The sequence below is a fragment of the Vibrio hibernica genome (genome assembly GCF_015223435.1).
In the GTDB taxonomy this organism is placed as follows: Bacteria; Pseudomonadota; Gammaproteobacteria; order Enterobacterales; family Vibrionaceae; genus Vibrio; species Vibrio hibernica.
The window spans coordinates 20,870-31,946 of sequence record NZ_VHKO01000033.1; the positions used below are offsets into that span (position 1 = coordinate 20,870).

Annotated in this window: 8 protein-coding genes; 6 read left to right on the top strand and 2 right to left on the bottom strand. The window is 40.3% G+C overall.

All coding sequences use genetic code 11. The features are described 5' to 3' along the window. Positions 1-150 precede the first annotated feature (150 nt). Both FH976_RS11335 and rarD read right to left on the bottom strand, forming a co-directional pair. Positions 151-804: a LysE family translocator gene (locus FH976_RS11335; RefSeq protein WP_194090965.1), complete on the bottom strand. Its 654-nt coding sequence runs from the start codon at positions 802-804 to the stop codon at positions 151-153. A gap of 12 nt (positions 805-816) precedes the next feature. After that, positions 817-1,818, bottom strand: a complete 1,002-nt coding sequence (rarD, locus tag FH976_RS11340) for an EamA family transporter RarD (protein ID WP_194090966.1) — start codon at positions 1,816-1,818, stop codon at positions 817-819. 287 nt (positions 1,819-2,105) lie between these two features. Between rarD and recQ the strand changes: the two genes are divergently transcribed. The 6 genes from recQ to polA all read left to right on the top strand — a co-directional run bounded on the left by recQ (position 2,106) and on the right by polA (position 10,571). Then, positions 2,106-3,977 (top strand): ATP-dependent DNA helicase RecQ, encoded by a 1,872-nt coding sequence (gene recQ, locus FH976_RS11345; RefSeq protein ID WP_194090967.1) that lies wholly within the window; start codon positions 2,106-2,108, stop codon positions 3,975-3,977. A 2-nt stretch (positions 3,978-3,979) separates the two neighbouring features. Continuing rightward, positions 3,980-4,285, top strand: a complete 306-nt coding sequence (locus tag FH976_RS11350) for a DUF3630 family protein (protein WP_194090968.1) — start codon at positions 3,980-3,982, stop codon at positions 4,283-4,285. Positions 4,286-4,472: 187 nt separating this feature from the next. Further along, on the top strand, positions 4,473-5,186 hold the full coding sequence (locus tag FH976_RS11355; protein ID WP_228767415.1) for a 7-cyano-7-deazaguanine/7-aminomethyl-7-deazaguanine transporter: 714 nt from the start codon (positions 4,473-4,475) through the stop codon (positions 5,184-5,186). Between the two features lie 209 nt (positions 5,187-5,395). Then, a complete protein-coding gene (locus FH976_RS11360; protein WP_194090969.1) occupies positions 5,396-6,073 on the top strand; it encodes a DUF1007 family protein in 678 nt (225 codons plus the stop codon). A gap of 22 nt (positions 6,074-6,095) precedes the next feature. Further along, the gene (locus FH976_RS11365; protein WP_194090970.1) at positions 6,096-7,136 is read left to right on the top strand and encodes a nickel/cobalt transporter; all 1,041 of its coding nucleotides are present in this window, start codon (positions 6,096-6,098) and stop codon (positions 7,134-7,136) included. A 621-nt stretch (positions 7,137-7,757) separates the two neighbouring features. After that, complete coding sequence (gene polA / locus FH976_RS11370; RefSeq protein ID WP_194090971.1) at positions 7,758-10,571, top strand: DNA polymerase I; 2,814 nt, start codon at positions 7,758-7,760, stop codon at positions 10,569-10,571. The last annotated feature ends 506 nt before the right edge of the window (positions 10,572-11,077 follow it).

The window sequence follows — 11,077 nt, forward strand, 5'->3', positions numbered from 1 at the left end:
ATTACGTCAGGAATAACTACAATCCTTTTAAATCAATAGCTTAGGGTTTTAATTTGAGCATTTTTATATAGTTGAATGATGAAATTCGCACTTATTTGTAAGAGATCTCGCACACGACAGTAGTCTAAAGTCTGCATAAAGGTTGTTTTATTATAAATGAGAGACGGCTTGCCATAAGATCACGGAGCCAATTAAAGTGAAAATGACACCGCAAATACCATCAATATAATGTGCGGAGGATTCTAGTTTACGTTGTAAGCGTTTAGTTGAGAGTAACCAAGCTAATAATGAAAACCAAAATAAGGCTAAAAACCACAAAATAAACACCGCTGAAACCTTGCCAGTCACCGACATGGAAGCCGGAACCAACGATGACATTAAACTAATAAAAAACACCAAGGCTTTTGGATTCAAAATATTGGTCATGAATCCTTTGGAAAACGCTTGTTTTTGATTAGTTAATATTCGGCTCGCTTTTTTCTTCTCATTTGGCGCGGTCGCGGTTTTTTGGGTTTGATATAAACTTTTTAAGGCGCCAATCCCTAAATAAAGTAAGTAGCTACCCCCTAAGATTTGTACGAAAGAAAATAAAGTTGGGTGCTGCTGAACCAAATAACTTATTCCGGTGATGCTTAAAATGGAGTGAACCAAAATGCCCGCTGACAATCCTGCCGCAATGGTTAATCCGGTGCGTCGACCATGATGGCTAGTGTTTTGGACAATTAAGGCAAAATCAGGGCCTGGGCTCATTAATGCAATAAAGTGCACACTGGCGAGTGTTATTAATAGACTGATTTCATTCATAGTTGAGCTTGATTATCCTTTTGTGCTGGCTTGATGGCTTGCTTCATTAATATCTTGTACTAGCGTTTCATTTGTTACTTCGACGTCTAAAGCAGTCGCGGCTTTTAAAGCGGCAGCTTGCTTTTTATTGGTCGAATTATTTTTTAACCCATCCCAAGTAAATAAAATTAACGCCGCCCAGATAAAGGCAAAGGTAATAATTTTATCCGATGTAAATGCTTCCCCGTAGACAAACACCGCCAATAGGAACATCAAGCTTGGCCCAATGTATTGAATGAATCCTAAGGTCGCTAGGCGTAAGCGCACCGCGGCACCAGCAAAGCATAATAAAGGCAGGGTAGTGACGATACCGGCTGAAATTAATAATGTGTTAAGCAGTGAGCTGTTAGAGCTCATGTTGCTGGTGGCGGTGTCGGCAAAGATGAATAAATACACCAAAGCCACAGGCAGAAGGACTAAAGTTTCGATGAATAGCCCAGTAAAGGCATCGAGATTGACCTTTTTTCGCAGCAGACCATAAATACCAAAACTGATCGCTAACACGATAGCAATAATCGGCACGGAGCCAAAAACGATTAATTGCACCAGAACACCAATACTGGCTAACGCCACCGCGAACCATTGCATCTTACGTAGTTGCTCATTGAGGAAAATCATTCCTAATAACACATTAAATAAAGGGTTGATGTAGTAGCCGAGGCTGGCATCCAGCATATGATCAATGCTGATCGCCCAAATAAAAACGAGCCAATTAACGCCGATCGTGACGGATGTCACCAGTAAATAGAGTACTTTGGTTCGAGATTTGAGCGTGGTCTTAATCAGTTGCCAGCCTTTGGTGAAATACAACAAAGCAGCAAGGAAAACAAAAGACCAGATAATCCGGTGACAAAGGATTTCAAAAGGGGATACTTCACCGAGTGCTTTAAAATAGATGGGTGCAATGCCCCACATCATGTAGGCCATTATCGCAAGCAGGACACCTTGCTTGGTTCGCTTTAATTCATCATCCATTTGGTTTATTTCTTTTATTTTTATGAGTAAAGCCGAGCAGTATAAAAGTGATGGATTGATTTACCTAATGAAATGCAGTTATAACCTTATTGTCGTCAATGAATAATGGATAAATACGAGAATCTAGATGAGAGCGAGAGTTTCAATCTAAGCCAAACCCCTCTACAATAGCCGACCATTTAGCCACTTATACTTCTTAGCTAAAGCCTATATCTAGTTAAAGCCTATATATCGCGCCACGGTAATTGGTTGAAGCCTGTATCTAACTCCAAAGTAATTGAGATCTTATGCCTGCGTTTGTTACCGCTGAATCTTCCTCATCAGAGCCTTCTCAAGCTGATTCGATTCTAACATCGGAAAATAATGCTGCTAAAATTTTGCAGGATGTGTTTGGTTATCAGAGTTATCGTGTAGGTCAACAGCAAGTAATCGACAGTGTATTAGCTGGGCAAGATAGTTTAGTTATCATGCCAACGGGTGGCGGTAAATCGTTATGCTATCAAGTACCGGCATTGCTATTCTCGGGTTTAACCATTGTTATTTCGCCGCTTATTTCCTTGATGAAAGATCAAGTGGATCAGCTTAAAGCCAATGGCGTGGCAGCTGAATGCATTAACTCCTCCATGGATCGTGAAGATTTGATCCGTGTGTATAACCGCATGAATAACGGTCAGCTAAAAATGGTGTATATCTCACCAGAACGCATCTTAAGCCGTGATTTTAGTGAACGTTTGGAACATTTGCCGCTGAGCATGATCGCGGTGGATGAGGCGCATTGTATTTCCCAATGGGGGCATGATTTCCGCCGCGAGTATGCTTTGCTCGGGCAACTTAAGCAGCGTTTTCCACATGTTCCTGTTATGGCGTTAACCGCAACGGCAGATGAAGCAACTCGTAAAGACATCATTTCACGCTTGGAATTGAACAACCCTTTAGAATATTTGGGTAGCTTTGATCGCCCTAATATTCGCTATACCTTGCTTGAAAAGCACAAACCCGTTTCTCAAGTGATCCGTTATCTCGCCACCCAAAAAGGTCAGTGTGGGATTATTTATTGTGGCAGTCGCAAAAAAGTCGAAATGGTGACCGAAAAGCTGTGCAATAACCATATTCGAGCGGCGGGTTACCATGCCGGTATGGATAACGATGAGCGCGCGTATGTGCAAGAAGCGTTTCAAAAAGATGATATTCAAATTGTGGTTGCCACGGTGGCCTTTGGCATGGGGATCAACAAACCTAACGTGCGCTTTGTATTGCACTTCGATATTCCACGTAACATTGAATCTTACTATCAAGAAACTGGTCGAGCAGGGCGCGATGGTCTGCCGGCTGAAGCGGTGATGTTATACGATCCTGCTGATATGAGTTGGCTGCGCCGGATGCTAGATGAAAAAGATGAAGGGCCGCAAAAGCAAGTCGAAAGCCATAAGCTTAATGCCATGAGTGCGTTTGCTGAAGCGCAGACCTGTCGCCGCCAAGTTCTGTTGAATTACTTTGGCGAGTACAGTCATAAAGCATGTGGTAACTGCGATATCTGCCTTGATCCGCCTAAGCATTTTGATGGTACGCAAGCGGCTAGAAAAGCGTTGTCGTGTGTCTATCGGGTCAATCAAAGCTTCGGTGTGGGCTATGTCGTGGAAGTGCTGCGCGGCATGCAAAATATTCGAGTGCGCGATAATGGGCACGATAAAATCACCACTTACGGTATTGGTAAAGAACACAGCCATGATTATTGGGTTAGCATTATGCGTCAGTTGATCCATAAAGGTTTGTTGTCGCAAAATATTACCCGTAATTCGACGCTACAACTGACCGAAGAAGCTCGGCCATTATTGCGTGGCGATATGGAATTGCAACTAGCGGTGCCACGTTTAGATACCGCGGTCCGATCGGCGAAAAATGAAAAATTAGTCACTAAAAATTACGATAAAAAACTGTTCGCTAAGTTGCGTAAATTACGTAAATCCATTGCAGATGAAGATGGCCTGCCGCCGTATGTGGTGTTTAGTGATGCGACGTTGGTGGACATGGCGGATATTCTGCCAACTTCTTATGGCGAAATGTTAGCGGTTAATGGTGTTGGTCAGCGTAAGCTTGAAAAATATGCCGATGCCTTTTTAGATGTTATTCAGGAGCACCTGACTTTAGGTGAAAGATAAGCATGGCTATGTTTAGTTTGCGCGAATTTGACGCCGAAGCCGGGCGTATTATTTTAGTCAATCCGAGTTTTGATTTTGATTCTTATCCGCCTTTAGGGCAAAGATTGGTATCCATATTATCGGCTTCGATTGTTGATAAACAAAGTGATGCGGATTTACACTCTTGGTTGATTGATTTTGAAGGCTGCCAGCTATTTTTACGTGCGGAGCATTACTCTGAAACCATGTGGATTGAGGCTTTATCACCGCAGCAAGGTCATGAAGAGTTACAATATTTGACTAAATTGTTTGCGATCGGTATAGGCTAAGAAATGTTCAGTATTGCTTCAATAAACCAGTGCTTGTGTGAAAAACGAGCACTTGCAGCGTCATTTGATTTCGGTATAATCGCCCGACTTTCAAGATGGTTTGACTAATAAGTCAGGTTATCAAACATATTTATAATAACTGAATTATGGGTTCCCTCGCCCCCATACATTAAAAAAAGGTCACAATATGACGAACAATAATTCTGCTCAACAGGCGGCACTTTCGCCTGCGCAACAATTTTCATCACAACATACGGCAACCCAAAGTTCTCTTAAAGAGAATAATAAAGCCTTATTTTGGTTGGTGATTTTCCACCTTATCATCATCGCATCGAGTAACTATTTGGTGCAGATCCCGTTTACGTTATTTGGCTTACACACCACTTGGGGGGCATTTACCTTTCCATTTATTTTCTTGGCCACTGATTTAACCGTACGTATTTTTGGTGCTGGTATGGCAAGACGGATCATCTTTTGGGTGATGTTACCAGCCTTAGCCATTTCATATGTTTTGTCAGTTTTATTTTTCCAAGGCAGCTTTCAAGGTGTGGCGCAATTAGCCGTATTTAATCTGTTTGTTGCTCGTATTGCGATTGCGAGTTTTATGGCGTATTTACTCGGTCAAATTATGGACATTCATGTGTTCAATCGCTTACGTCAAATGAAGCAATGGTGGATTGCCCCAACGTGTTCTACCTTGTTCGGCAATGCATTAGATACATTAGCTTTCTTTTCAATTGCATTTTATATGAGTACTGATGTGTTTATGGCGCAGAACTGGACGGAAATCGCTTTAGTGGATTACAGCGTTAAATTGGTCATTAGTTTGGGTTTGTTTGTGCCAATGTATGGCGTATTACTTAATTACTTAATGAAAAAGCTCACGACAGCAAATCGTTAATAATCTTAGTAAGCTTAATAATGTTAGTAAGTCACCAATAGCCTTACTAATAGAAGAAGTAAATAAAGTGCTAAGCCATTAAAGGTGATGATGAACTTTTATTATAATTAGTAACAAAGCTAAGAGGCCAAGATTTCGATCTTGGTTTTTTTTATGCCTATTTTCCTTTAATCTAGCCGAGTTTCTTAACCTAATAGAGAAAACCGTTCATGTTATCTGTTATCACTAGCCATAAAGCACGCTATTTTTTCTTTAAACGACTCAATATTACTGTGATATTGGCTGTTTTGATTGGCATTTTTTCTCAATCTGCCAGCTCGCATCCTCATTCTTGGATTGTGACTAAAACCATGATTGAAGGTGATAAAAATGCGATCACGGGGTTGAAAATGGAGTGGACATTTGATGCTATGACATCGACCTATACGCTCGATGGTGAGGATATGTCACCACAACATAAAGAAGAAACGCTGCAAAGGGTATCGGATTCGATCATCAAAAATATGCTAAACGAGCATTACTTTACCTATTTCTATCAAGGTGAGACTCCGATTCGATATAAAGAGGTGACCGATTCAACCTTGGCTTTAGTTAAAGGTAAACTGATTTTCAGCTTTGATTTAGAGCTTGATAAGCCACTAGCATTGAATACCAAAGATCTGAATTTATCGATTTATGATCACACTTATTATATTGATATGTATTGGAAAAATAAGAAAGATATTGAGCTTTCTGAATCGCTCAAACCTTATTGTAAAGTGGATGTGCTCCAACCCAAACCAAGTTCAAAGCAAATGACTTATGCCATGTCATTGCCCGCCGATGCAGATCCTGATTATGAACTAGGGCAATTGTTTACTCAAAAAGTCCTCTTAAATTGCCAATAAATATTAGCCTGAGAGCGAGATCATGACTTCTGTTGTTCAAAGCATCAATATTACGAATCATTACCGAATCAAACTCATTTTGGTCATGCTCTGTGCCAGCCTTTTAGGATGGGGATTATGGTCCTTATGGCCAAGTATTATTATTTATAGCGCTCAGTGGCAGCGTGATATTAATAGTCAATTAACCGATCTTCTTTATGAAGCCAAAGATCACAATCAAGGCGCGATGCTTTATTTGGTGGGGCTGAGTTTTATTTATGGAGCATTGCATTCATTAGGGCCAGGGCATGGCAAAGTGATTGTGACAACTTATGTGTCTATTTATCCAACCAAAGTCAAAACCAGTTTGTGGTTAACGATTGTTTCAGCGGCAATGCAGGCGGTGGTAGCAATAATTTTGGTGTCTGCCATGTTGTTTATCTTTGAGTCTTCTATGCGCCAAGTTAACGCTAAAGTGGAAACGCTGATCCAAGTGAGCTATTGGACAGTGGCGTTGCTGGGAGGACTAATTATTTTCTCTACGTTAAAACGACTCTGGAAAAAGCGTAGATCGAGAAAACATACAACTCAGCTTGAAGTGATAAAGATTCAACCATTAACTGTCACTCATCAGATGGGATCAGTTCGATCATTGGCATTAAACGAGACGAAATTAGATCATGTTCACGATGATCATTGTGGGTGTGGACATAAGCACTTCGCCAATGCCGATGAAATGAACCAAGCGTCGAGTGCTAAAGACTATTTCAATATTATTTTCAGCATTGGTATTCGTCCATGTAGCGGCGCGATCATGATGCTGCTTTTTTCTCAGGTGATTGGTTTGTATTGGTTGGGAATGGTGAGTGCGTTTGTGATGGCGGCTGGAACGGCATTAACGACTTCCGTGATTGCTTTAATGGCGGTTTCTGGGAAAAAATTGGCTCAACGTTATTTACACTACAATGCGCCAATATTCGAGTTGGGTATATTAGGTTTACGATTACTGGCTGGTGTACTTCTGATTTTAATGAGCATCGTTATGCTTCAATCAAACCTATATGGCATGACACCGATTGTGTGATTTTTTAAGTTCATGTTTTTAAAGGAAATATAAAATAACTTAAAATTAAATGAGTCTTTTTCTCATTTGCATGTTGACTATGTAATGAGAATCATTATTATTAACGGTGTCGAAGGGAATAGGAATATGGTTCTCACCCAAACGAGACCAGATTTTAATCTTTTGACACGACATTGCTCACATTGCTTCCAGTGTATTTAGAGAAAATACCAAGGTATTAATTCTCGTGGCTAACTCATCAGAGTTAGCCTTTTTTTTGTTTTGGCATTACAGGGCTAGTTCTTATTTATCTGTAAATTTATATATATTCATTTTAGATCAAAGGTTTTCCACAAAGGATCCAGAGGTTACGTTTTGGGTTGTCATGATCCAAGTGTAAATAAGTCATTGTAATTAATGGTGTTTATTAAAAATAATGTAAAGATCTTGACATTATCAAACCGATGATGAAAAAGTTAACAACAAAGTTATCCACAGAGGCTTGATTGGATAGGAGTAACCATAAATATTTTGAGTATAGATAGAACTCAGATAAAGCGCTTCCTCAGATAGATCCCAACACATAGACGTGGCATCCTATAGCTATTCTCTGTTTATCATCTTGCTTGGATATCAAACCCTATGGCAACAATTGCTGACAACTCTCTCATTTTAATCGACGGTTCTTCTTACCTTTATCGTGCTTTCCATGCTTACCCTGAAAGCATGACCAATGGCAAGATCCAAACTAATGCTGTGTACGGTGTTGTAAATATGCTTCGTAGCATGATGCGCCAGTTTTCTTCGGATCGTTTTGTTGTCATTTTTGATGCGAAAGGAAAAACCTTCCGTGATGATATGTATTCGGAATATAAAGCGAATCGTCCATCAATGCCGCATGAACTGCGCGATCAAATCGAACCTTTGCATAATATTATCCGGGCGATGGGCCTGCCATTGATTTGCGTACCAGGCGTTGAAGCCGATGACGTGATTGGCACTTTAGCCACGCAAGCCTCTAAAATGGGAATGCCGGTATTGATCAGCACCGGTGATAAAGATATGGCGCAATTGGTGGATGATAACGTGACCTTGATTAATACCATGACCAATGTGGTGATGGATCGAGAAGGGGTGATCGAGAAATTTGAACTACCACCAGAGCTGATTATCGATTATTTAGCCTTAATGGGCGATAAAGTGGATAACATTCCTGGCGTACCTGGCGTAGGGAATAAGACAGCTGTTGCGTTGTTGCAAGGGTTAGGCAATCTGGAAAGTATTTATCAAAACTTAGATAAAATCGCTGACTTATCGTTTCGTGGTTCAAAAACCATGGCGAAAAAATTAGAAGAAAATAAAGCTAATGCCGATATGTCTTATCTGCTTGCTACGATTAAGCTCGATGTAGAGTTGGATTGTACGCCTGAAAGTTTATGCAAATCTGAACCAAATAAAGATGAGTTGATCCAACTGTTCGGTGAAATGACCTTCAAATCTTGGCTCAATGAATTACTTGAAGGTGGTGATGGAAAAATTGCAGCTATTGATGGCGCTAAAGCGGTAGCGAAAGAAAATACCAAAATGAATGCGACGACTACGGCGGATGAATTAGAAGTCGATATGAGCCCTGCTAATATTGATCGCAGCGCTTATGAAACGATTTTCGATAAAGATATTTTCTTAGCGTGGTTAGACAAGCTTAAAGCCTCTAAGGTGTTTGCTTTTGATACTGAAACCGATAGCCTTGATTACATGGTAGCCAATTTAGTTGGTTTATCTTTTGCAGTAGAAGAAGGCGTGGCGGCTTATGTACCGGTAGCGCATGATTATTTAGATGCACCAGAGCAACTTGATCGAGATTGGGTGTTAGAGCAACTTAAACCGATCCTCGAAGATCCCAAGCAAGCCAAAGTAGGGCAGAATCTAAAATATGACGCGAGTGTATTAGCGCGTTACGATATTGAAATGCAAGGGATTGAGTTTGATACCATGTTGGCCTCTTACGTGTTTAATAGCGTCGGTGGCAAACATGATATGGATAGTTTGGCATTACGCTTTCTACAACACAGCTGTATTTCGTTTGAGTCATTGGCCGGAAAAGGCAAAAAACAACTCACGTTTAATCAGTTATCAATTGAAGAATGTGGCCCTTATGCGGCTGAAGATGCGGATGTAACACTGCGTTTGCACAACCGACTACAAGCCGCATTAGAGCAAGATGAAAAGCTACTTTCTATTTATAAAGATATTGAAGTGCCATTAATTCCTGTGATTTCTAAAATTGAACGCACAGGTGTGATGATTGATGACATGCTGCTTAATGCTCAATCACAAGAAATCGCTGCTCGATTAGACGATCTGCAATTAAAAGCATTTGAAGTAGCTGAGCAAGAGTTTAATCTAAGTTCACCAAAGCAATTACAAGCGATCCTATTTGAAAAAATGGGCCTGCCTGTGGTGAAGAAAACGCCATCTGGAGCGCCTTCAACCAATGAAGAAGTGTTGCAAGAATTAGCGCTTGATTATCCACTACCGAAGTTGATTTTAGAGCATCGTGGCCTTGCGAAACTCAAAACGACTTACACCGATAAATTGCCTAAGATGATCAATCCACAAACGGGTCGAGTTCATACTTCATATCATCAAGCGGTGACGGCGACAGGTCGTTTATCTTCGACCGATCCAAATTTACAAAATATCCCTATTCGTAATGAAGAAGGACGTCGTATTCGCCAAGCTTTTATTGCACCACATGGTTGGAAAATTTTGGCTGTCGATTACTCCCAAATTGAATTGCGTATCATGGCTCATCTTTCGGGTGACAAAGCATTACTTGAAGCGTTTGCTCAAGGAAAAGATATTCACTCCGCTACCGCCGCTGAAGTGATGGGAGTTGATATTGAACAAGTGACTTCAGAGCAACGTCGTCGTGCTAAAGCGGTTAACTTCGGCCTTATTTATGGTATGAGCGCTTTTGGCCTTGCGAAACAATTAGGCGTTTCTCGCGGTGAAGCTCAGCAATATATGGATGTGTATTTCGAGCGTTATCCAGGTGTAATGCAATATATGGAAGACACCCGCTCACAAGCAATGCAACAAGGTTATGTCGAGACGATCTTAGGACGCCGCTTGCACTTACCTGAAATCAAATCGAGCAATGGTATGCGTCGTAAAGGCGCTGAACGCGCCGCAATTAATGCACCAATGCAAGGAACGGCAGCTGACATCATTAAAAAGGCGATGTTAATAGTTGCAAAGTGGATTGCTGATGAAGGTAACGGTGATGTTAAGCTGTTAATGCAAGTCCACGATGAATTGGTATTCGAAGTTAAAGAAAGTGAATTAGCAAGAGTTGAAATAAAAATACAACAATTAATGGAATCAGCCGTTGAGCTTAAAGTGCCATTAGTGGCGGAGTTTGATCATGGAGATAATTGGGATCAGGCTCATTAATCTATATAAATAGCCAGTTGTACGAAATATCGACTGTTGTCTTAAAATTTATAGCCATCTCTTGAGGTGGCTTTTTTGATCTTAAAATAAAGTAATGATGTGTTTGTTTTCTTGTCGTTTTAGTAACAATGGTGAAAAAAAAGAACAAAAATAACTTTGAAACTAATCATAATTACGGTAAATTAACGAGGTAGGGTACAAAGGTAAGATGTTCTATCTTTTAGACCTTTTGTTTCACGTTATTGGATTAGGCTGTTTAAGCCGCCTCAGTCAGTTTTTGATTGAGGCGTTTTTTTTGCTCTAAATAAAGGTAGAGTTTTGTTTTATAACGATTTTGCTTTATGGGTCTTTAATGTTTGAGTCAGCTATTTCTCATGTGTATTCACTTCGGTATTCACTTCAATTTATAATCTCTTCAATTCTCTTTTAGCCTGCTAGTGACTTAATCTGTGTAATCAATTTTTGGTTATTAAATAACAGAATATACCCAATTAACTTGAAGTTGT